Annotated in this window: 13 protein-coding genes and 1 pseudogene; 6 read left to right on the top strand and 8 right to left on the bottom strand. The window is 63.9% G+C overall.

Going from position 1 to position 23,831, the window contains the following annotated elements; genetic code table 11:
* The first annotated feature begins 258 nt into the window (after nucleotides 1-258).
* From QSK18_RS24610 to QSK18_RS24595, 4 genes and pseudogenes are all read left to right on the top strand, one after another.
* On the top strand, nucleotides 259-2,646 hold the full coding sequence (locus QSK18_RS24610) for an SNF2-related protein (protein WP_502894260.1): 2,388 nt from the start codon (nucleotides 259-261) through the stop codon (nucleotides 2,644-2,646).
* Nucleotides 2,595-5,468: pseudogene (locus QSK18_RS36305) on the top strand (class I SAM-dependent DNA methyltransferase); the annotation flags it as partial. The gene QSK18_RS24610 and the pseudogene QSK18_RS36305, both read left to right, overlap by 52 nt.
* A complete protein-coding gene (locus QSK18_RS24600; protein ID WP_352396639.1) occupies nucleotides 5,465-11,893 on the top strand; it encodes a DEAD/DEAH box helicase in 6,429 nt (2,142 codons plus the stop codon). The pseudogene QSK18_RS36305 and the gene QSK18_RS24600, both read left to right, overlap by 4 nt.
* Nucleotides 11,893-14,067 (top strand): UvrD-helicase domain-containing protein, encoded by a 2,175-nt coding sequence (locus tag QSK18_RS24595; protein WP_285623792.1) that lies wholly within the window; start codon nucleotides 11,893-11,895, stop codon nucleotides 14,065-14,067. The genes QSK18_RS24600 and QSK18_RS24595 overlap by 1 nt, the downstream gene beginning before the upstream one ends.
* Before the next feature lie 57 nt (nucleotides 14,068-14,124).
* Here the strand turns inward: QSK18_RS24595 and QSK18_RS24590 are convergent, their stop codons facing one another.
* Nucleotides 14,125-14,691: a hypothetical protein gene (locus tag QSK18_RS24590; RefSeq protein ID WP_285623790.1), complete on the bottom strand. Its 567-nt coding sequence runs from the start codon at nucleotides 14,689-14,691 to the stop codon at nucleotides 14,125-14,127.
* A gap of 537 nt (nucleotides 14,692-15,228) precedes the next feature.
* On the bottom strand, nucleotides 15,229-16,626 hold the full coding sequence (locus QSK18_RS24585; RefSeq protein ID WP_285623787.1) for a hypothetical protein: 1,398 nt from the start codon (nucleotides 16,624-16,626) through the stop codon (nucleotides 15,229-15,231).
* A gap of 649 nt (nucleotides 16,627-17,275) precedes the next feature.
* Between QSK18_RS24585 and QSK18_RS24580 the strand changes: the two genes are divergently transcribed.
* Both QSK18_RS24580 and QSK18_RS24575 read left to right on the top strand, forming a co-directional pair.
* A complete protein-coding gene (locus QSK18_RS24580; RefSeq protein WP_285623785.1) occupies nucleotides 17,276-17,941 on the top strand; it encodes a hypothetical protein in 666 nt (221 codons plus the stop codon).
* A gap of 1 nt (nucleotide 17,942) precedes the next feature.
* Nucleotides 17,943-18,170 carry a hypothetical protein gene (locus QSK18_RS24575; protein WP_232813488.1) on the top strand — a complete coding sequence of 76 codons (228 nt, stop codon included), beginning with the start codon at nucleotides 17,943-17,945 and terminating at the stop codon, nucleotides 18,168-18,170.
* A 103-nt stretch (nucleotides 18,171-18,273) separates the two neighbouring features.
* Here QSK18_RS24575 and QSK18_RS24570 read toward each other — a convergent pair whose 3' ends face one another.
* From QSK18_RS24570 to QSK18_RS24545, 6 genes are read right to left on the bottom strand one after another with little or no spacing between them, the layout of a single operon-like run.
* Entirely contained in the window at nucleotides 18,274-19,065 is a 792-nt protein-coding gene (locus QSK18_RS24570; protein ID WP_285623781.1) for an SDR family oxidoreductase, read from the bottom strand.
* Between the two features lie 43 nt (nucleotides 19,066-19,108).
* The gene (locus QSK18_RS24565) at nucleotides 19,109-19,897 is read right to left on the bottom strand and encodes an IclR family transcriptional regulator (protein ID WP_232813486.1); all 789 of its coding nucleotides are present in this window, start codon (nucleotides 19,895-19,897) and stop codon (nucleotides 19,109-19,111) included.
* A 28-nt stretch (nucleotides 19,898-19,925) separates the two neighbouring features.
* Nucleotides 19,926-20,756, bottom strand: coding sequence for a 5-dehydro-4-deoxy-D-glucuronate isomerase (gene kduI / locus QSK18_RS24560; RefSeq protein ID WP_285623779.1), 831 nt, complete (start codon nucleotides 20,754-20,756; stop codon nucleotides 19,926-19,928).
* A gap of 25 nt (nucleotides 20,757-20,781) precedes the next feature.
* A complete protein-coding gene (locus QSK18_RS24555) occupies nucleotides 20,782-22,089 on the bottom strand; it encodes a TRAP transporter large permease (protein WP_232813484.1) in 1,308 nt (435 codons plus the stop codon).
* 15 nt (nucleotides 22,090-22,104) lie between these two features.
* Nucleotides 22,105-22,611, bottom strand: a complete 507-nt coding sequence (locus tag QSK18_RS24550) for a TRAP transporter small permease (RefSeq protein ID WP_285623776.1) — start codon at nucleotides 22,609-22,611, stop codon at nucleotides 22,105-22,107.
* The gene (locus QSK18_RS24545) at nucleotides 22,608-23,660 is read right to left on the bottom strand and encodes a TRAP transporter substrate-binding protein (protein WP_285623774.1); all 1,053 of its coding nucleotides are present in this window, start codon (nucleotides 23,658-23,660) and stop codon (nucleotides 22,608-22,610) included. Before QSK18_RS24545 ends, QSK18_RS24550 begins: the two co-directional genes overlap by 4 nt.
* Nucleotides 23,661-23,831: the final 171 nt, after the last annotated feature.

Below are 23,831 nucleotides of genomic sequence, written 5' to 3'. Positions count from 1 at the left end.
TCGAATGCAAGCAACGCTAATGGTCTGAACTGGTTTTTGAGGCTTGAGGACAGTCGTTCCTCGCAAGGGTCGCTACAGAGTGGAACCTAGTGCGGGCCTCAGAGCGTGCAATCACTCTCTCGGCCCAACCCATCCTGCAGTTGTTGACTGACCGTGTGTCGCGTTAGGCCCCTCTGTCGCTCGGTCGCATCATCCAGCCATTCGGTCGAATACCGATGACCTATTGGTAATTTCCGGCAAGATGCGACCGGAGGACTCATGGGGGCGACAGCAGTTGTAGGTGCGGCACCTGGTTCGATCGTGGTGGTTCGCGACGAGGAGTGGCTTGTCACCGCCACCGAACCAACGACTGGCGGCGCTTTGCTGCACGTTCAAGGACTGAGCGAACTTGTCCGTGAGGTCGAAGCCAGCTTTTACACCTCTCTTGATCGCATCGAGGTGCTGGATCCAGCGGCCGCGACAGTGGTCGCTGACGGTTCCCCCGGCTACAGGTCATCTCGGCTCTGGCTGGAAGCCACTCTTCGCAAGACCGCGGTCGCGATGACCGAAGAGGCGCTCACGGCCTCCACGCAGGGGCTGGCCCGGCCGCTGGCCTACCAGCAGAGCGCCGTACGTAAAGCTCTCGACCCGGCGAACCTTCGAGTCCGCATCCTGCTGGCTGATGCGGTGGGGCTCGGAAAGACCCTCGAAATCGGGATGATTCTGTCCGAACTGGTGCGTCGTGGCCGGGGCGACAGGATTCTTGTGGTCACACCCCGGCATGTCCTAGAGCAGATGCAGCATGAGCTCTGGTCACGCTTTGCTCTGCCGTTCGTTCGTCTGGATTCCGCAGGGATCCAGCGGGTCCGCCAGAAGCTACCCGCCACTCGCAACCCGTTCGCCTACTTCAAGCGCGCGATCATCTCGATCGACACGCTGAAGTCTGACAAGTACGTGGCCTTTCTGGCCAAGCACCGGTGGGACGCCGTGGTGATCGACGAGTCCCACAACCTCACGAACACAGCGACGCTGAACAACCGGCTGGCGCGGCTTCTGGCTCGTACCAGCGACGCGCTCATCCTGGCTTCTGCGACCCCGCACAACGGTCGCGCCGAATCCTTCGCTGAACTCATCCGGCTGCTCGACCCCAGTGCGGTGCACCCTGACGGAAGTCTCATCGAGGACGAGGTCAAGCGCCTCGTGATTAGGCGGCACCGCAGCAGCCCCGAAGTTGCCCAGGTCGTCGGCGCGGACTGGGCCGAGCGCCGGGATCCACTGCTTCTTCCGGTCAAGCCCAGCCCGGCCGAGGACGCCGTGGCTGACGAGCTGGAACGGGTTTGGCTGCATCCGGGGAAGGGGCGTAGCCCCTACAGCGGACAGACCGCATCTTTGTTTCCTTGGACGCTGGCCAAGGCTTTCTTGTCTTCGCCAGCTGCCCTTGCCGAGACCATCCAGGAGCGGATGAAGCGCGTCAGCGCGACTGACGCGCCCGGTAGTGAGGCTGAGCTGGAAGCCCTGGACAGGCTCCTCGGTCTGACCACGACGGCGCTGGCCAGCCCGTCAGGCAAGTACAAGGCGCTGTTGCGGCATCTGAGCGACACCGGGGTCGGGCCTGGTTCCTCGATGCGTGTCGTGGTCTTTGCCGAGCGGGTCAAGACTCTTGGGTGGCTCCGCAAGCAGATTCAGAAGGATCTGCGGCTGGGCGAGGGGGCAGTTGCCGTCCTGCACGGGGGCTTGCCAGACCACAAGCAACTGGACCTGGTGAAGTCGTTCAAGAAGGAGTCCTCACCCATCCGGGTGCTGGTCACCGGGGACGTCGCTTCTGAGGGTGTCAACCTTCATCTGCAGTGCCACGAGCTGGTCCACTTCGATATCCCCTGGAGCTTGATCCGGATCGAGCAGCGCAACGGCCGCATTGACCGTTACGGACAGAAGATCCCCCCTCGCATCACCACTCTGGTTCTTGACCCCTCTGGCGAGCAGTTCGCTGGCGATGTCCGCATCCTCGCCAAGCTCATCGAACGCGAGCACGAGGCACACCGCGCTTTGGGCGATGCCGCCTCGCTGATCGGCGCCCACAACGTCGAAGCCGAGGAAGAGATGATCCGTCGTGTCTTGGCTGGTGAGAAGAAGCTAGAGGACGTTGTCCGCACGCCGGATGAGGTGCTCGCTGGGGACGACTTCGACGCCTTCTTCTGGCGCGTAGCTGAAGAAAATGACGAAACCAAGGCCACGCGGGAGCCGGCGGTGGGTGCGCTCGCGCCAGAATGGCAGGGCACCGGCTTGTATGCCGACACGCTGACCTTTCTCGACGAGGCCCTGCACGAGGCATACACCAACCCCGGTAGCCCGGCCGACAACTCCGGTGTCGCCTGGCGCCGGCATGACAATCACGGCGTCGCCGAGCTGGTGCCCCCGCACGATCTCCTACAGCGCCTGGAGGTCTTGCCCCAGGACTACCTGAGCGAGCGACACGTGGCCCGTTTGCTGAAGCTGGCCACGACCCGAGAACGCGGCGAACAGCAGCTTGCCGCAGCCCTGGACGACCAAAGCGATTGCATCTGGCCGGAGTCGCATTATCTAGCTCCACTGCATCCCGTACTGGAGTGGGCCCGCAGCAGGTCAAGGCATATCTTGCCCTGCACAACGTGTACGGCGTCGACCTGAACGCCACCGCGATCGAACTGGCCGAAATCACCATCTGGCTGGCCACCATGGTTCCCGGCCTACCCGCCCCCTGGTTCGGACTCCACCTGCGCCGTGGCAACTCGTTAATCGGCGCCCGGCGTGCAGCTTTTCATGCCGAGGACCTGACGAAGAAGGCGTGGCTGAGCGCGGTCCCCGAGGACCTACCACTCAGCGGCCTAGCCAGCGAACTGGACTCCGGCCAAGTGGGGACTCAAGCCGGCGGCGTCATCCATCACTTCCTCCTGCCCACCGAGGGCTGGGGCTCGGCCGTGGACGCCAAGGAGGCCAAACCGCTGGCCGGGCAAGCTCAGCAGGCCCTCCTCCAAGAATGGCGCCGCAGCGTCCTCGTCGCTCCTTCACAGCAGCAGACCCGAGACCTGCTGGCCTTAGGACGACGGGTCGAGCAGCTGTGGGCCTTCGCTCTGCAGCGGCTCAGAATCGCCGAGCGCGAGATCCGCCGGGACATCGAGGTCTGGGGCGCAAGCCTGCCTGCCGGCGGTGACATCCAACGCGCCGACATCGAGGCAGCCCTGCACGATCCCGACGGGGCTTACGGTCGTCTGCGTCGGGTCATGGACGCCTGGACCGCGTTGTGGTTCTGGCCCCTGACCGAGCGGGAGCTGGCCGTTGACGGAGGCGTCGGTCAGGCGCGCCCGCCAAGCCTGAGCGAGTGGATTTCAGCGCTTCAGGCTCTGCTCGGCATTGGCCTGATGGACCACAGCCAGCCAACACTTGCCACCGGAACCGTGGCCTGGGCGGACCTCGGCTTGGCCGAAAGAATCGATCTTGAGCTGGCCGGCGCCCAACCCATCGAGGACGTGTTGACACGGTATCCGTGGCTGCAGATCTGCGAGCGCGTGTCGCGCAACAGCGCGTTCTTTCACTGGGACTTGGACTTTGCGCCTGTCATGGCACGCGGTGGGTTTGATCTGCAGGTTGGGAATCCGCCGTGGGTGCGGCCTCGGTCCGACGTGGATGCCCTGCTTTCCGAGGGAGACCCGTGGTTCAAGCTCGCGGTCAAACCCACGCAGACGCAGATTGCTGCGAAACGCGAAACCACGCTAACGCTGCCAGATCTTCGGGACCAGGTCATTGAGGGGACCGTGGAGTCCGCCTGCGTCGCAGCGTTCGTCGCATCGCCAGCTCAGTATGTCTTCTCTGCTGGCCTGCAACCGGACCTTTATCGCTGCTTCATGCAGCAGACCTGGCGACATGTGTCGGCCCGCGGACTGGTCGGGCTCATTCATCCGGAAACGCATTTTACTGATGAAAAAGCCGCAGTTTTGCGGACGGAGACATATAAACGTTTGCGGCGCCACTGGCAATTCATCAACGCTTTGTTTCTTTTCGAAATTCATGACCAGGTTGTGTATGGGGTGCATGTATACGGAGCGAACCGAGGCATCGTGGACTTCAGGATGGCAGCTGGTCTTTATCACCCGGACACCGTGACCCGTTCGGAGAATCATGATGGGTCCGGAGATGAGCCTGGCCTCAAAGATCCGGACGGGAACTGGGATCAGCGACCCCATGGAAAAAGGATCTTGCGCGTCAATGCCGACACCCTGAAAACTTGGCACGAGCTCCTCGAGGATGAAACGGTCCCGGTGGAGGCGTCGCGGATGGTGTACACCGTGAGCGCTGCGCCGGCGTCGGTTCTTGCCAAGCTTTCCAAGAGGCCGCGGATCGCCGGTCTGGGGCTGCGGTTTTCGCGCGGCTGGGATGAGTCGATCGATCGAAAGAAGGGAAGGTTCGACAGCGAGTGGGGGAGCCCGTCCTCCTGGGACGACGTGATCCTCCAAGGCCCTCATCTTTTCGTGAACACCCCGATGTACAAGAATCCGAACAAGAGCATGAAACATAATCAGGACTGGTCGGCGACAGACCTCGAGACCCTGCCCGCCGACGCCACACCTGTGACCGCATACAAGCCTCGCGGTAGCAGAGACGAATACGATGCCGCCTACACTGACTGGGGGACGCCAGAGAAGCCGAATCCGGCGCGTGATCACTATCGGATCGCCTGGCGATGCATGGCTGCGAACACCGGTGAAAGGACCCTTATCCCGGCTCTCGTCCCCCCGGGATGCGCTCACGTCGACGGCGTAGTTACGGCTTGTGCGCCTCAAGCGACAGCAACCGAGTTGCTCATTATTGCGGCGTCTCTTGGTTCGCTTGTTTTGGATTCAGTCGTGCGGGTAGTGCCAAAGTCGACAATTCGAGCTAGTGCGGTGAATCGTCTTCCTAGTCTTGCGGCCGGAGCGACCGATCAGCATTTCGCATTGCGAATGCTTCGGCTAAACGCGATTACTGTGGCATATTCGGACCTCTGGGGTGAGGCCTTCAATTTGCATATGAAAAAGCAGTATTGGGTCGGAGGGATGGCGTACCCCGGGCGCAATCCTCTCGGCGAAGTCGATGCAGAATGGAGCCAGGCAAGTCCTCTTCGTAGAGCGTGTGATCGACGTCAAGCCCAGACAGAGATTGACGTGTTGGTAGCGCTCAGCCTGGGCCTGACCGCTGACGAACTCTGCACGATCTACCGCACCCAGTTCCCCGTCCTGTACGGCTACGACCGCAACACCTACTTCTACGACGCCAACGGCCGCCGAGTTCCCAACTCGGTCCTGACGGTCTGGCGCAAGAAGGGGAATCGGATTAGCGAAGTTGAGCGTGCGGCGACCAACCAGGCCGGCAACACGTACACCTACGAGTTGCCGTTCATCACCCTCGATCGTGAGGCCGACATGCGCAAGGCCTATGAGGTGTTCGCTGACGAACTGGATGTTCGCGTCCCATGACCGAGCTAATGCCTCTACGTCAGGCCGGTTCTATTCGGGATGGCGTGCATGACTATTTGTTGACCACGTTCGCGTTGTCGGATGCCGACGCGCGCGATGCCCTAGATCTGTTCCTGTCCCATCCTGAGTCGGGCATGTTCAAGGGGCCTTACGCACGGCTGCGTCTGCCTTTCCGGTCGGCTGAGCCCGGTTGGGAGCGTCATTTCGATTGGTACGCTGGGCAGACTCCGTACGGGCACCAGGCGGCTGCGTTCGCGCGGTTGAGCTCCAGGACGCCGACGGGTGAACCACGGCGGCCGCAGCCGACGCTGGTCACGACGGGGACCGGCTCGGGCAAGACAGAAGCGTTCCTCTACCCGATCCTCGATCACGTCCGACGGGCGCGTTTGGCCGGGGTCACCGGGATGAAGGCGCTGATCCTATACCCGATGAACGCTCTAGCGAATGACCAGGCCCAACGGTTGGCAGCCATTCTGGCCGCGCATCCAGAGATGGGATCGGTGACCGCCGGCCTATACACCGGGCAGGAGACGGCGCCTCGGTCGCGGGTCAGCGTGGAGGGGCTCATCACTGATCGTGCCATCATGCGGGAGAGTCCGCCGGACATCCTCCTGACCAACTACAAGATGCTCGATCAGCTGCTGTTGCGGGCCGACGACGCGAATCTCTGGCGCCTCAGTGCGGACAGCCTGCAATACCTTGTACTGGACGAGTTTCACACCTACGACGGTGCTCAGGGCACGGACGTGGCGATGCTCCTGCGCCGTTTGGGGCTGGCATTGGCCGCACAGCGGGGCACTTCAGTCGAAAGCTCAGATGTCACGTTGGGGAAAGTTACTCCGGTCGCCACGTCGGCAACGCTCGGAGACGGCGGGGACCCCACGGCCATGCTCGGTTTTGCGAGGACGGTCTTTGGTGAGACGTTCGATGCGGACTCGGTCATCACGGAATCCCGACTCACGTATGCCGAGTGGGCCGCAGATGCTGCCGGTGAAGTCGCTGTTCTAGGGCTCGTGCCACGCCCGGTCGGTCAGCTGGACGTTGTCGAGTTACGCGCTGCTCTGGCCAACCTTCCCTCGGCCGAGAACGAGCTGGATGCCGATGCCTTCTGCGCCACGGTGCTGGCCTACCTGTACGCGTCCATCGGCGATGACGGAGAGCAGACCTACCCCGCCACGGGTCGGTTCGACTCAGCAGGGGATGACCTGCTGCTGGTAGCGACGAAGGCGCATCCACTCGTCCACGCTCTGATAATAGCCACCGAACAGGCTTGCGCCGTGGATGATCTGGTGGCGCAGCTGGTGGGGGCGGAACGCGAGGCGGCGACCGTCGGCGGTAATCACGATCCGGGGTGGGCCGCCCTGATCGTCCATACCCTCACGTTTTTGGGCCATGTGCGGGCTCGGTGCGGACGGCGGGCGTTGTCGCTGGATGCGCACCTGTGGGTGCGGGAACTGAGCCGCATCGACCGGGTAGCGAGCTCGGCCACAGCCTTTGCCTGGGGGGACGACGGCGACCGGACGACCGGTGAGGGCACAGACGTCCATCCTTCATTTCCGGCCGTCTACTGTCGGCACTGCGGACGGTCGGGCTGGGGCGTTCTGTTGGCTCCGTCCGGCCCGGATCTGGATCCTGAGGATCCTTCGATCCGCAAGCGGAAGAAGCAGCGCGATGACCGGTTCCGTGCCCTGATCCACGCTCCGTCGGAGGCCGATGCCTACTGGTCGCAACGCGAGCCAGAGGCGGAAGGGATGCACTGGTTCTCAGTCCGCAACCGGACGCTGCTGACCAACGCCCCCGCCGAGAGCGACGAGGAGCTGCGTGAGGGCTGGGTGCTGCCTGTGCTGACCAGCACTGGCCAGGACGCGGCTAAGGATTCCACCACCGATACCTGCCCGGCCTGTGGCCAGGTCGACGGGATCCGTTTCCTGGGAAGTGCGGTCGCCACCTTGCTGTCGGTCTCCCTATCGACGGTGTTCGCGACCCCGGGTTTAGACAACCGGGAAAAGAAGGCTCTGGTCTTTACCGACAGCGTGCAGGACGCCGCGCACCGCGCCGGCTTCATCCAGGCCCGCTCGCACACGATGAGCCTGCGCTCGGCCCTGACCGCGGCGGTACGCGCCGGGCGGATCGCCCTGGACGACCTGGTGGAGGAGGCCATCCGGGACGCTGGCGACGACTCCGTCGCCCGATACCGCCTGGTCGCACCAGACTGTGCCGACCGCACGTCCTTCGCTCCATTCTGGTCCACCCCCACCCTGAGATCAGTTGCACCGGAGGTGCGACGCCGAGCCAGTACCCGCCTGCACCTAGATGCGGCGCTGGAGTTCGGGCTGCAATCGCGCACCGGCCGCACCCTGGAACTGACCGGGACGGTGGCCGCGCAGGTTGATGCAGGGCCGGCGTCGAATTTGAAGCATCTGGCCCGCCGGGCCATCGAGGGCCTGGACCAGCTCTTGCTCATCGGCATCGGCGAGGAGCGCCGGGTCGGCTGGGTGCGCGGCGTCCTGGAGCGAATGCGCACCCAGGGGGCCATCGATCATCCATGGTTCGAGCGTTACCGGGCCGATGACGGCAACCGGTACAGCATCTGGGGCGGACGGCCGCGGGACGAGGGGATGCCGGCCTTTCCCGCCGGGCGGCCAGCTCCCGCCTACCCCCGCATCGGCAAGACAACGACCGGGCAGGGCGGGAAGGAGCCTAAGTCGGACGGGCTCGACGCCGTCACCTCCCCCCAGTCCTGGTACGCCCGGTGGAGCGCCCAGTGCCTGAAGGTGAACGGGGCCGAGGGCGGCATTCTGGCCAAGCTCCTGATCGAGGCTCTGGCGCAGGACAACATTCTGTCGGTCACCACGAGCAAGAGCGGTGCGCGTGTCTACGGAATCCCGCCCCGCCGTGTTCTGCTGGAGTTGATCCGGTCCGATGATCTTGCTGCCGGGCGCCATCAGCTCACCTGCACGACCTGCCACAGCATCGTCCCCGGCAGCCAGGACACCGTCGCGCAGCTCGCTGATGGCCCCTGCCTGACGGTTCGCTGCCACGGAACCCTCATCAACGCAGGGACGGAGGAGGGCTTCTACCGCCGCCTGTACACCACGAGCCAGATGCGCCGCGTCGTGGCCTGCGAGCACACGAGCCTGCTTACGGACGAGGATCGCCTCGCGTACGAGAACGGGTTCAAGACCGCGAGCGACAACCCCCAGGCTCCGAACGTCCTCGTCGCCACCCCGACCCTCGAAATGGGCATCGACATCGGCGACCTGTCGGCCGTCGTCCTCAGTTCCCTCCCACGTACCGTCGCCTCCTACCTCCAGCGGGTCGGCCGCGCCGGTCGGCTCACGGGCAACGCGTTGAACCTGGCCCTGGTCACGGGGCGCGGTGCGCAGCTGCCCCAGCTCGGCGAACCCCTGTCAGTCATTAACGGCATCGTCCGGCCGCCGGCCACCTATCTGTCCGCCGAGGAGATCCTGCGCCGTCAGTTCACTGCCCATCTGGTCGACGAGATGGCCCGCACACCCGAGCGACCACGTCCCCGCATGGCCCGGGGTGTTCTGGGGTCAGCCACCCCGGACAGCTTCCTCGGTCACCTCATTGCCGAGATCGACCAGCGCGCTGCTGAGCACCTGGCGCATTTCATCGCAACCTTCGGCGACGAGCTGGCCCCGCAGGCGCAGCAGACCCTGAACGACTGGGTCACCGGTCGCGCGGGTCCGGGCTCCAGCCCTTTCGCTGCCCACCTACATCAGGCCTGCCACCGCTGGAACACCACCATTGAAGGACTTACCCGGCGGATCCAGGTGCTGGAGGCGGCAATGCCCGATCTCATGGCCCAGGCCGAGTCCCCGGCAGCCGACAATGATGACCGGCAGGCGCTACGTTCAGCCCAGGTCGCACTGAAACTCACTCGGGCGCAGAAAGGCCACCTCAGCGGCGAACACTGGATCGCTGTCTTGGAGGAGTACGGCATTCTGCCCAACTACACCCTGCTCGACGACGGGGTCGGCCTCGACGTCGGGATGAGCTGGATGGACCCCGACACGCACGAGTTCCACACCGACACGATGCAGATGCGCCGCTCGGCCAGCCAAGCCATCGCCGAATTCGCCCCCGGAGCGACGTTCTACGCCAGGGGATTCGAGATTCTCATCGACGCGCTCGACCTCGGGGTGGACCAGATGTCCGTGCGCTCACGGGTCTTCTGCCCGCACTGCGGTTTCAGCGCGGATGCAGATCTGGAACCCGAGGCTGCTTCCGCGGACAGGTGTCCCCGGTGCGGCAGTCAGGAGTTCGCAGACGTACGCCAGCGCCTGGATGTCGTCGAACTGCAGCGGGTTACCTCTGAACTGCGTCGCGACGAATCCCGAATATCTGACCGCAGCGACGAGCGCGAGGTCAAACCATTTGTCCTGATCCCGACCGCGGACATCGATCGTGCCCAAAAGCTGGTTCAGTGGTTCGTACCCGCGATCTCCTTCGGGGTGACCTACCTGAATCGCGTCGACGTTCGGTGGGTGAATTTGGGCCGGGCCGGCAACGCGGGCACCGTGCAGATCGCAGGCGTGCAGCGTCCCGCGACACTGTTCCGTGTCTGCGCCGAATGCGGAAAGTTGGACGTCACGGCCGGGACCAACAAGAAAGCCGAACACCGCCCCTGGTGCGCTCACAGAGCCGCCGAGACCGAGAAAGTCCTGTCCGTCGCCCTGACACGCACCCTGACGACGCAAGGGCTGGTGATCCGGCTGCCTCGCTCGATGACTTTGGGCGACCAGTTCGCCATCCCCAGCCTGTCCGCCGCGGTCCTGCTCGGCCTGCGTGAGCATCTTGGCGGGCACCCCGATCATATCCGGGTCCTCACCATCATTGATCCAACGGACAGTGATGGCAGCGACAACCTGGATGCGCTCCTGCTGCACGACACGGTGCCCGGCGGCACCGGTTACCTGGCCGAGCTAGCCGATCCGGAACGGCTACGCTCCCTGCTGCTCAAGGCATGGCGGATCGTCCGAGATTGTCCCTGTGCAGGAGAGGATCGCCTGGCCTGCCACCAGTGCCTGATGCCCTTCATCTCCGGACAACCCGCCCGCTCGGTCTCGCGGGCCGTTGCCGAACGACACCTGCGACTCATCCTGACCTCGGGCACGGCTGAAGACCCCGAAGAACACGAATGGGTACGCACCACCATCCCGCCCCAGGCAACGGACCCGGAGTCCTATCTCGAGCAGCTGTTTCGCTCAGTTCTGCTTGAACGGCTGAGAAAGGCGGGCGCCACTCTTCAGGAAACGCCGGGAGTGTGGGGTACCACGGTCACCATCACCCTGCCGGGATCGCCTCGGCGCTGGACGCTGACGCCACAGTTACGCTTGGAGAACTCCCAGCCAGACTTCGTCCTTCAGAGCAGCGATTCGACCATCCCCACCATGGCCATCTTCACGGACGGGCGCAAATTCCACGCGGTCGAGGCCTGCAACCGGCTCGGCGACGACGCGCAGAAGCGGAACGTGCTGCGCGAGACCGGCCGCTACGTCCTTAGCCTGACGGCAGCCGATCTGGGCGATGAACCAATCAGCCCACCGGACTGGTACTCGGCGCAAGCCGTCGGCACCGCGATGGCGCAGGAGGGCTTACAGGCATCGCCTGCGACATACGACCTCCTGCGCAGCGGACCGATCGAGGCGATCACGGCGTGGATCGCCGACCCACGCCCCCAAGACCAGACAGCGGTGGCCCGAGCAGTGCCTCTGATGCTGACCACCGCTCAGGCAAGCAGGCGGCAAGTTCCCACGTTGACCCGCCTGCCGATGGTTGCGGCCGCGGAGCTCACCGGCCATGACCTTTCACCGGTTGCTGACGGTGGAGAGATGCGGCGCGTTGTCGTCTGGAGGTCTGGAGCTCTTGCAGCGGCCATCGAACCGTACAAAGGACAACTACGGATTGCTCTGGTCCTTGATGACCGACCTGGCCGCCTCGACCAAGCCCACGCCGCGGCCTGGCGCGAGTGGCTACGGCTCTCGAACGCGCTTGCCCTGCGCGACTGGCCGACCGTCATCACCACAGTCACTCAACTCCAGGCAGCTGAGGACCAGGTGGGACCGGTGACAGCAGGAATACCCCTGCCACGACCGGCAACCCCGCAGCGACCCGAGGGACTTTCGGACGCATGGACGGCCCTGTTCGACCAGACGCGGACCAATGAGGAGCGTTCCCTGCTCGCGCTGATGGCGGAAAGTTCCCTCGGCATACCTACCCTCGGCCATGAGAGCCGGGAGGGCATTCCAATTGACATGTGCTGGCCGGAGATTCACCTTGCTGTTGCGTTGGACAGCATGACGGAGCAAGACCGTGCCGATTTGCAGCACGAGGGCTGGACGGTCGTAGAAGCCGACATTGCTTGCATCGCCAATGCCATGAGCGGGAGCAGCAGCTAATGCCCATCATTATGTCCAAGCTGGCCAGCAAACTGGACGGGTCCGTCAAGGCTCGAGTCCTTACGTTCCTGGGCAAGCTGGCCGACGACGACACCAGCCCTGGCTTGCACATCGAACCCATCAGCGGCAGCGCCGACCGGCGTGTACGCACCGGCAGAGTAGACAAATTCTACCGGGCTGTGTTGTTCCGGATCGACGGAGCCAGCGAGGTCAGCTACGTCTTCCACGGAGTCTGGCCCCACGACGATGCGATCACGGTTGCCCGGCGCGTGATTCTCAAAGTCAACCCAGTCAACGGGCTGCCCCAGGTGGAAGACACCCCTGTGCCACGCGCACTAACTCGGGAGCGCGCTCGAACAGCGCCCCAACGATCCAGGCCCTCGCGCCGGGCTTCGGCGGCCTCCTTGCTCGTTGATCTTGGGGTCACGGGAGCTGATCTCACCAATCGTCTGGGCCTGCCTGCCGACGTCGTGAATGCTGCCCTGGAGGCAAGGAACCCCGACGAGATCCTCGATTTGGCAGCGCGTTACGAAGGCTGGATTGGAATGATGCTGGTTGACCTCGCGGGTGGTACCTCGGTGGATGACCTGGTGGCGCAACTGGAGCTGGCTCCCGCCATCCGCGAAGGGTCCGACGACGATTCAGTGTTGAAGGCGCTGACCCAGCCCGCGGCCCGCGGGGAGTTCGTCTTCATCGATGACCAGCAGGAACTGCGGCGAGTCATCGAGGCCGGCGATTTCGGTGCCTGGAGGGTCTTTCTCCACCCCGAACAACGCCGTTACGTCGACGTCGCGACCAAGGGACCGTTCCGACTCTCCGGAGGTGCCGGAACAGGCAAGACAGTGGTACTCGCACATCGCGCCAGGAGGCTAATCCTCGAAAACCCAAGAGCTCGAGTCGTACTCACGACCTACACGCGAAACCTTTCGGACGCTCTCAAGGACACTGTTCGCCAACTGGATCCGACCCTCGATCTTGCTGCAGGTCTTGGGCATCCAGGGTTGCACGCGGCCGGAGTGGACGCGCTCGTAGCTGATGTCCTCCGCATGGCCGGCCATCATGTGAGTGGGGCGGTCGAAGCCGTCATGGGGGAGACTCGTGCCAACATCGGCAAGCGGCACGCGGACAACCTCTGGCGAGAGGTTTTGGAAGATTCAACTGCGGAGCTTCCCCCCGCCGTCGCAAACGAGACTTTCCTAGCCGCTGAATATGCCGATGTCATCCTCCCGCAGCGCATCACGACCCTCGATGATTACCTCAGAGTGCGTCGACCGGGTCGAGGATTGGCTCTCAGCCGCCAACTGCGTACAGGGCTCTGGGGGCTCGTCGAGGCGTACCGTGCTCGCAGCCGAATTGACGGAACGCTCAGCTACTCCGAGGCCGCCGCCATCGCCGCCGAGTGTCTAGCCCCCGATCGATGTGGCGCGATCGCTGACCATGTCCTAGTGGACGAGGGGCAAGACCTCTGCCCCTCCCGATGGCAGTTTCTGCGAGCGCTGGCCAGCCCGGGCCCCAACGACATGTTCATCGCTGAGGACTCCCACCAGCGGATCTACGGAGGCCGTTTCCCTTTGTCTCGGTATGGAATCGACATTGTTGGTCGCTCCCGCCGGCTGACCCTGAACTACCGCACTACCGCACAAAACCTGCAATATGCACTGGCACTACTGGCTGACGGGGAGTACCTGGACCTGGAGGAGCAGCCTGAGCAGCACGCCTATAGGTCGGCGCGGCTTGGTCCCAAACCCCAGATCTGCGTGGAACCTGAGGCATCCAGGCGGCTTGACCATGCCGCTACGCTCCTGAAGGACTGGATGTCGGACACCAACAAACCCGAAACCATCGCGGTGCTGGTGCGCGACAAGTTTCAGCGCGAACGGTTCGTGGCCGCCATGGCCGAACGAGGCGTCGAGGTGAGGGCGGTGGACAGCGAACGGCCCGCTGCCGGGAAGCCTCTGGTCATGACCATGCACCGAGCCAAGGGCATGGAGTTCTCACGGGTCATGCTGCACGGCTTGGATGTGATGTCATCTGCCGAGCGCGATCGACTGGCAGCGCTGGACGCGGCGGATCAGGCTGATCTTAGTCTTCGGCGGCGCTCACTGGAGTATGTTGCTGCTACACGTGCCCGAGATGAATTGGCAGTGCTACGGGCGAGTCGAGGTTGTGCGTAACGGCGCTGCCTCAATCTACGTGCTAAATCGGTTCGCTGGGGCCCGGTAGTGTCCCTGTCACGTCGTCGGGTACTCGCTCATAAGAAAGATGCGACCTTCGAGATTTGCACCAGCAGCCGCGGCTTGGTCGCGGGTCTCGAATGGTCCGAAGATATGAGTTTCGGGCGAGCTAACAAGGATTGCCCACGCTCCGCGTCGCGCCGGGGAGTCGGGCCTGCGAGGCGCGGGTACCCGCTTCATTGCCGACCGGGGGGTGACGCCGGTCATTCGGGCAGCCAGCCTATCCCAGGCTTCGGCGCGCGATTTCGAAGATTCTAGGATCTGATCTACGTCACTGGTTGCACGATTCTTTGTCAAGAGGTGAATAATCCGGTTCGCATCGAGGGTTGTGACATCGAAGTCAGCCGGCTTATCGATAACTCTGAACTCGTCTCGGTTCAGTCCTTCTCCAAGCCTTTCGGATCGTGAGTGACTATTCCGCCAGATAACGGCTAATTGTGCGTGATCCAGTTCGCCTCGCAGGGAGAGGAAGTGGCCCAGGCGATGATGAGAATGGACAGCAGTCTCAGACTGGGCGAAGTCGCCCTCCTCTTTGGAAATCTGGGCGATTTCGGACAGCTTCATGCCGGACCTTTTCATCTTGAAGGCTCGAATGGCCGACTCTTCCAGTTCGGAAACCCGAAGACGGTCCCCGGGAGTCCACAAGTGGAGTGGTTTGTCGGATAGAGCCCGAGGGCCTGAGGCGGACCGCATGCAGTCTCCCTCGGCACTCGCATGCCAAAGTGATTAGGCCATCAGGTTGTCACCCGGAAGAGCGGATCTACCGGAACTTGTCCGCGCAGCTCAGATGGCCCCCGGGGGCCTTCAGCAGGCAGTGGCCCCTACAGTAATGGCTGCATGAAAGCTCATTCCCTTGGAGCTGTCGGCCACTGCTCGCGGCTTCGCTGAGACGCGGCAACCGGGGGTCACGGCACCGGTCATTTCCTGCCAACGCTCGTTTCGACCTGGGCCCGCGTCACAGCATGAGTTGTCGACTCGAGCCACCAGTCGCGAGTGTCAGCTGCAGCAGTGTCGGCGCTACGAAGTTGGATACCTTGTTCTTAAAAGTCGTCGGATTCAGCCTGCGACTGGTTGAAATGTTCTTATCCAAGGCAAACCGCTTTAAAGCGGCGTGTCAACCGCGATGGTGACGTCCTCGTCCAGCGTAAGGATGCCTGTCGTTTTGATTTGATCGAGCAGATGGTGTGTGTCGGTGCCGGAGCTGCCGATCCATCCGTCCGCCGCCAACCGTATGAATGTCTGTGAATCAAGGTACCGATCCTTCTCGAGATCGATGGACAGAGTGCCTTCAGCCTCGCGAAGCAGGCGATGTAAGTATTCAACAGGGAAGTAGTAGCCCTGATAAACGTGTCCCGGCTCCCGCACCCGCGGTCGATCCTCGATGAGTTTGACGTAGCCGGATCCAGAGGAGAGTCGGTAATCCCGCCCTTGCAAGTTAGCCGTATTCTCGCGTATCTGATCAATGGGCGATAAGCGGGCGAGTTGATCTGCGAAACGGTCATCGACCTTGCAGTGCGCCTCGGTTACTTTCGCGCCCATGGTCGCACGCTTGTACTGCACAATGACCATTGCATCAGGGTTTTGGCGGAGATAAATCAGATCGCCACCCAACTTGGATTCCTCCACGTCTGCGTGAGCCTCTAAAAGATAGAGGCGGCGACCACCATTGGTGAAACTAAACCAGGCGTCATCGGCGTCTTTTCTCTCCCAGCCGGGTAGGAGATGGCGGCTGTCAGTGCGAATTATTTTGGTTTCCCAGAGAGAGTTAGTTCGCTTTATGAGGTCGGGCAGATTATGCCCCGGGACCAGCTCCGGGGCTGCCATGCTGCGGGCGTAATTCAATCCGAAAATTTTGATGCTCGTAGCGACGCGGTCTTGCCGATCCCGGTCGGCGGCTTCCAGTACGTCATCGTCCTCAGACAGCTTTTTTCGAAGGCGGCTAAGGGCGTAACCCCCGTCCAGTTGGGTGAGGGTAGCTAGGAGGCTCTGCGTGAGGATCTGCGGTAAGGGTCGGACTACGTCCTTAACCAGGGCGGCGAGCTGGGCGCGACGGTCTTCCGCCAGCCGGCTGACGAGCGTGTCCCAGTGGATTGGGTTGCTCAGCTGTTCGGCCTGTGCGATCACGAGACGCCGCTTCTCAGCGTTGTTCCCCTTCCGCAAAGCGGTGATGCGCCCAAGACCGATAAGGCGGTTGGTGTCGGCGGCCCCGATCCGTGCTGGGGAGACAAGGAGTGCGCCTGCGCTCTGTCCAGACTTCCAGGCGTGCTCGTGTACTTGGCGTGCCATTAGCGAAATTGTGGGGATTCCATCGTCGCCCGGTTGCCCGTCAGTTGCGTGAGCATCTTGGACGGGGGTGCGCGGCGCTTTTGCGGTACGCCTGAGGCTGTGTTCGTCTTCGGGGGAGAGCCAGAGAACGGCTAGCAGCGGCACCTTAAGGTGACCCTCGTCGATGTCCAGAACCGAGTCATCAGCCGTGGCTGTCACGTCATCCGGGGTCATGGCGCCATTTTGCCCACACGTGTGGCTTGCATGTCATTTTAGTAGAAAAGCATCCGGCTGTGTCGAGGCCGCGTACGCAGTGGTGTCGGGCATCCGGGACAGCTTGTCTCAGGTCACAGGGAGCTGCTCCAACGGCCTGACATGTACGCAAGCGCGAACCCCCATTGACTGGCCCCCAATATGCCCCCAAGCGCCGGACACTCAGTATGCCCTCGTCGCATCCTCCCAGCTCAGGGCCACCACATCTGCCGCCGAACCAGCGGACTCATAATCCGTAGGTCGCGGGTTCGAACCCCGCCTGTCCCACCTTGGAAATGGCCTGTGAGCTGTGGAGTACACAGGGCGATCAACGCAGGGTTCCCGTTCCGCGAGATTGTCGAACACGTCCTGGCCTGCGCGTCCTGGTTGGCCAAGAACACTCTGAGGCCCTCAGGCATCTGCGGGTCCAGCGTCCTGGCCTGTCTGGTACGCGGCATCCCGCCGGAAGTCACCAAGGCCCGTCGATCATCATTCAGTAGTTACGTTGCGGCACGTAGTGGTTACCCGGATTGATTTCAATAGGATGTGAAGTCTTTTGACGGGACTGGATCATGGCTGACATAGTCACGCTTGGCCCGCAGGAAGCGGTCCGCACGTGAGGGACAGGTCGATGAACCACTGGAAATGGGCACGCGCGGCACTGGCCGGGGCCTTGGCCCTTGGTGTCGTCGGCGCAGCAGCACCCGCATACGCCGTAACGGGCGATGATGAAGCGCCGACTGTCGCCGAGCAGGCGGCGGAGCACTTGCCAAAGAGCGAGTTGAACATCTGGAATGCGTTGTCCGAGGAGCAGAAGGACACGGTCAACGAGATTCTTGAAGACCCCAAGTTCGGTGTTCCTGGCGCAGCTGAGAGTCTCGAGCGTCAGTATCCCGAACTCGAGGTTACGGAGCAGGTTTCAACCGCCTCAGCGGCGGAGGTCCAGGGGGCTGGGATGTTCAGCCTCGCTGCGGCGGCTACGAAGGGCAAGCGCAGCGTGTGGTACCAGCAGGACTGGAAGATCCTCATGGTCACCTACGCTTCGGTGCGCACTACGATCAACGTCAACTATCACCACAACAATGTCACCAAGATCAATTCATGCAGCAACGACATCGGGAACGATCTTCCGACGCGGAAGTACACGTCGAAGAACACCAAGTCGCTGAACAGCGACGGGACGGCCACCTGCCGCACCGAAGTCACGCTGAAGGTCACGGGGCAGAGCATGAAGTCTGGTGTGCAGGGACTGAAGATCAGCGGCAACGGGACGATCGTCAAGAAGTGGAAGCTCTGAAATGTTTTCACTCACTGGACTTGAGATTGCTTTCTTTGCAATCACCTTCGCTGGGATCGCAGTAGCCTTGGTCGTGTTGGCCAAGGGGCAGCAGATCCGCGTGGGTCTGGCTGTGGTGCTCGCAGCCGTTTTGATTCCCGTGCTCGGCCCCCTGTTCGCTATTGGGTATGGGGTCAAGCTGATGCTGGCCGCCAGGTCGACGCCCGAAGGTAGCGGTCCTGCTGCCTGACCGTCGGTTCCAAGACCGTCAATGACGTTCGCGTTCACCTCGCGAAACGGTGCCGGCCGTTCACGGTGTCATCATCTGACTCCGTTCTGACCCGATCGTCCACTCAGCGCGCCAGCCACCCCCCGTCCACCGGCAACACAATCCCGTTGACGTAGTCAGCCGCGCTGGAGCAGAGGAACAACACCGCCCCAGCGATGTCCCCAGCCTCGGCCCAGCGGGCCGCCGGGATGCGGGAGAGGATCTCCTTGCTGCGTTCCGCGTCCTGCCGCAGGTCGTGGGTGTTGGCGGTAGCGACGTAGCCGGGGGCTACCGCGTTGACGTTGACTCCCCGGCCGGCCCACTCGTTGGCCAGGGCCTTGGTCAGGCCGGCGACGGCGGACTTGGACGAGGTGTAGCCGGGGACGTTGACCCCGCCCTGAAAGCTGAGCATCGACGCCAGATTGACGATCTTTCCGGAGCCACGCTCCAGCATCGTCCGGCCGACCTCGCGGGAGAGCACGAAGGTGGAGCGGAGGTTGACGTCCATCACGTAGTCGAAGTCGTCGTCGGAGTGCTCGGCGGCCGCGGCCCGGCGGATCGTGCCACCGTTGTTGACCAGGATGTCGACCTGGCGCCCGGCCAGGTCGGCGGCGAGCTTGCTCACCTCGTCGCGCACCGAGAGGTCGACGCGCAGGGGGGTGAAGGTGCGGCCCACCTGCTCGACCGTGGTGCGGGCGGCGCTCTCTCCCAGCGGCAGGTCGTTGCTGACGCCGATGATGTCGGCACCGGCCGAGGCGAGCGCCTCGGTAATCGCCAGCCCGATCCCCTGCCTGGCACCGGTCACCACCGCCAGCTTGCCCTCCAAGGTGAAGCTGCGGGTCAGGTAGGCGGCGGGGCTGGTGGCAGGGTTCGTCATGGCGGGGCTCTCTCCTGGTGGTGCGGAAAGGGTGCGGAAAGGTTCAGGGGGTGTACCCGAGGGCGCTCGAGATCTGAGCGGCGGTCTCGATGGCCAGTGGGGCCATCTGCTCGACCTCCTCCGGGGTGTGCTCGAGGGTCAGGGTGGAGATGCTCAGCCCGTACTTGATCCGGCGGGTGGAGTCGAGGATCGGCGCCGCCACGCAGGTCACGCCGGGCACGTTCTCCTCACGGTCGAGGCTGTAGCCGACCTGCTGGATCCGGGCCACCTCGGTGCGCAGCCCGCTCAGCGTGGTGATCGTGTTCGGGGTCCGGGCCGGCAGTCCGGCCCGGGCCACGAACCGCTCCAGCTCGTGGTCGGTGTAGCCGCTGAGCACCACCTTGCCGATGCCTGAGGTGTGCATCGGGATGGCCAGGCCGACCCGCGAGGGCATCCGGTAGGGCTTGTCGGAGTCGGCCCGGATCAGGTAGACGATCTCGTCACCGTTGGCCACGCCGACGTGGACCGTGCAGTGCACCTGGTCGACCAGCGCGTCCACGAAAGGCTGGGCGATCGCCGAGATGTCGATCCGCTGCAGGGCCTGCCCGGCCAGCGAGAGGATCTTCGGCCCGGGCAGATAGCTGCCGTCGGCGGCGACCGTGACGAACCGCCGTTCGATCAGCGTGGCCAGGATCCGGTGGGTGGTGGCCTTGGCCAGACCGGTGGCCTCCACGACCTCCGAGAACCGGCCGTGGGTCATGGCCGCCTCCAGCACCAGCAGGGTCTTCTCGCTCGCGTTCGCGCCGCCGGTCAGCGGCTCGGGCGGGCTCAGCTGGGCAGTCTTCTCGGCCATGTCGGATCTACCTGTCTAGGCGGGCGCCTCAGCGCATGTCGGCGATGGCGAAACCATCCATGTCGTCGAACGACTGATTCTCTCCTGCCATCGCCCAGACGAAGCTGTAGCTGGCGGTGCCCACCCCGGAGTGCACGGACCAGCTCGGCGCGATCACCGCCTCCTCGTTGCCGACCACCAGGTGCCGGGTCTCGCCGGGTTCGCCGAGCAGGTGCACCACCCGGGCCTCGGCCGGCAGGTCGAAGTACAGGTAAACCTCGGTCCGCCGGGCGTGGGTGTGCGCCGGCATCGTGTTCCACATGCTTCCGGTGTGCAGGGTGGTCACGCCCATCACCACCTGGCAACTGCGTACCCCCTGCTCGTGGATGTACTGGTTGAGGGTGCGCCGGTTCGACTGCTCCGGGTCGCCGAGTTCCCGGACCGTTCCCTCTCCGGGCGCGACAAACGTCGTTGGGTAGCTGGTGTGCGCCGGGGCCGAGAACACGTAGAACCGGGCCGGACCGGTCTCGTCGGCCGACTCGAACACCACGTCGACAGCACCCCGCCCGACGTACAGGCAGGCGCCGTGCTCGGCGTCGTACTTGGTGCCGTCCACGGTGATCGTGCCGGGGCCGCCGACGTTGACGATCCCGGCTTCGCGGTGCTCGAAGAAGTACTTGCTGACGATCTCGGGGAACGTCGGCAGGGCGACCGGCCCGGTCACCGGCTTCACGCCGGCCACCACCACCCGGTCGTGATGTGTGTAGAGGGCCTGGACGTCGTCGTCCACGAACAGACCGGGTACCAGGTAGCGGTCGCGCAGTTCGGTGGTGCTCATTCCGGGGACGTGCTCGGGACTGGTGGCGAAGCGCTGTTCCATGGGTCTCCTTCAGGCGTAGCGGATCTCAGGGCATCAGGCCGAAGACTTCGGGCAGCCAGAGCGAGAGGCTGGGGGTGAAGATGACGATGATCAGGGTGCCGACCAGGACACCGAAGAAGGGCAGCAGCTGACGGACGACGCCCTCGATCGGTGCGTCCGCGACCTTCGCCCCGACGAAGAGCACGGTCCCGACCGGCGGGGTGATCGTGCCGATGCTGAGGTTGAAGATCACCATGATGCCGAAGTGGATCGGGTCCACCCCGAAACTGGTGACGATCGGCAGGAAGATCGGGGTGAAGATCAGAATGGCCGGGGTTGCGTCCATGAAACAACCGACGACCAGCAGGATCAACGCGATCAGAAGCAGCAGCACGACCGGGTTCTCGCTGAACCCGAACATCGTGTCGGACACGAGTTCGGGGATCTTCGAGAACGACAGGACGAACCCCATGATGGTCGAGACGCCGACCAGGTACATCACCACGGCCGTGATCCGGGTGGACTCCATCAGGATCCCGGGGATGTCCCGGAGCTTGATGGTGCGGTAGATCGCCGACAGGATCGCGGCGTAGAACACTGCGATACAGGCCGACTCGGTGGCGGTGAAGTACCCCAGAAGGATGCCGCCGATGACCACCGCGACCAGCAGGATCGACGGCGTCGCGACGAGCAGGATCCGGGCTCCCTCGGCGAAGCCGATCCGCTGGGTCTCCTTCAGTTCGGGGCGCTTGCGGGCATAGAGGTAGACGATGACCGAGCAGGCGATGGCCCACAGGATCCCGGGCAGGTACCCGGCCATGAAGAGCGCCGCCACCGAGGTACCCGAGACCAGCGAGTACACGATCATCAGGTTGCTCGGCGGGACCAGCATCCCGCCCGGCGCGGAGGCGACATTGACGGCCGCGGAGAAGTTGCGGTCGTAGCCCTCCTTGGCCTGGACCGGACCCATCGTCGTGCCGATCGCGGCGGCCGCCGCGATCGAGGAGCCGCTGACCGCTCCGAACAGCGTGTTGGCGGCGACGGTGGTCTGGGCGGACGAGCCCGGGACCCGGCCGACCAGCACCTTGCCGGCGTTGATCAGCTGCATGGCGATCCCGCCACTACTCATGATCACCCCGGCCAGTACGAAGAACGGTATGGCCAGCAGCGCGAACGAGTTGATGCCCCGGAACATCTGCTGCGCCGAGGTGAGGGCCCCGTTCTCGGCGCCGACCACGACGAACATGGCCAGCGTCGAGGCCAGACCCACGGCAATGCTGATCGGGGCTCCGATCAGGAGCAGAAGAGCGATCCCGGCGACCAGGATCAGCCCGGCAAGAACTCCGGCGTCCATGATTCCTCCTTCCCTCTACGCGAGCGAGGTCTCGGCGTCGGGATCGATCGCGATCTCGTCGCCCGTGCTGATGTGGATCATGTGATAGATCGTGTAGACCACGGTGATCACGCCCGAGATCGGCAGGGCCAGGTACATCCAGCCCACGTTCACCGGCAGGCCGGTCAGGGTCTGGTCCCAGGTCAGGTGCACCACCCGGTAGCCGCCCCAGATCAGGGCCAGGATCGCGAAGGCCAGGATCGCGATCTGGACCAGCACCGCGGTGACCCGCTGCACCTTCTCCGGCGCCCGCTGCACCGCGAGGTCGGCCGCCACGTGCCCGCGCTCGCCGAAAACCAGTGCCCCGCCGAGCAGTCCGACCCAGATGAACAGGTACTTGGCCAGTTCCTCGGACCAGCCGCTGGGCGCGTTCAGCACCTGCCGGGCGAACACCTGCCAGCCGACGTCGAGCACCAGGGCCGCGAACAGCACCACACAGATCCAGGTCAGGACGCGGTCCAGCACGCTCTTCAGCGCGGTCACGGCTCCAGCCCCTCCGCCGCCGCCCGGACCTTGGCGTGGATGTCGCGGACGGTGTCGTTGGTGAGCTTCTTCTGGGTCAGCGGGGCGATCAGGGCGGTGAAGGCGTCGGCGTCGACCTCGTTGAACTCGGTGCCGGCCTGCTCGGCGAGCGCCTTCGACTTCGGGATCTCCTGCTCCCAGAGCTCGCCCTCCTCCTCGATCGCGGTGGCGATCTCCTCCAGGAAGATCTTGCGGTGCTCCTCGGACATCTCGTCCGTGACCTTGGGGTTGATCAGCAGGTAGTCCGGGAGCATCAGGTGCCGGGTGTAGCTGTAGTACTTCGCGACCTCGGCGTGCTTCACGTTGGCGTACGTGAGCTCGTTGTTCTCGGCGCCGTCGAGCACTCCGGACTGGATCGCGGTGTAGACCTCGCCCATCCCCATCGGGGCCGGGCTACCGCCCATCATCTTCATCATCTCGATGTTGGTGTCCGACTCGATGACCCGGATCTTCAGGCCCTTCATGTCCTCGGGCCTGGTGATCGGTCCCTTCGAGGTGTACATGTTCCGGACCCCGCCGTGGAACGAGCCCAGCACGTGCAGGCCCTGGTCGTCGAGCGAGGAGTACAGCTCGGAGACGATCGCCGGGTCGTTCGTGGTCGTGCGCTGGTGCTCCTGCGAGTCGAAGGTGAACGGCAGGTCGAACACGACGAAGTCGGGGTTGAGACTCTCCATCAGCGGCCCGGCAACCATCGACATCTCGATGGTGCCGGCCTTCACCAGCTCGATGGTGTCCTTCTGGGTGCCCAGCGTCTCGTTCGGGAACACCTCGATGTCGTACTTGCCGCCGGTGCGTTCCTTGAGACGGTCGCCCATGGCGTCCAGCGCGACGAACTGTGGATGGTTCGGCTGCTGGTTGAACGCGAGCTTGAACGTCGTCTCGGCGCTGTCGCCGGACTCCTTCTCGGCCGCGGCACCGGTGCGGGTGCCGTCACCGGCGCTGCAGGCGGTGAGGGCGAGAACGGCGACGGCCAGGGCGGCGGTGACGGAAACGGCTTTGTTTCGCATCATGGTGAAACTCCTTCTCGGGCTGCGTAAGCAGACCTCCGGCGAGCGGCGCGGGCTGCTCGGGAGCGGTTCGGGACGGCGCCTGCAGTAGGGGGCTGAAAATTCGGGACGGCTGTTGCCGGGCCACCTACGCGGGTGTCAGACTGTTTATGGAACCGAGTTTCGTTAGACGGA

The sequence above is a fragment of the Kineosporia sp. NBRC 101677 genome, assembly GCF_030269265.1.
Classification (GTDB): domain Bacteria; phylum Actinomycetota; class Actinomycetes; order Actinomycetales; family Kineosporiaceae; genus Kineosporia; species Kineosporia rhizophila.
Note: the sequence above shows the minus strand (reverse complement) of the source record. Positions and strands in the feature narration are given on the sequence as shown.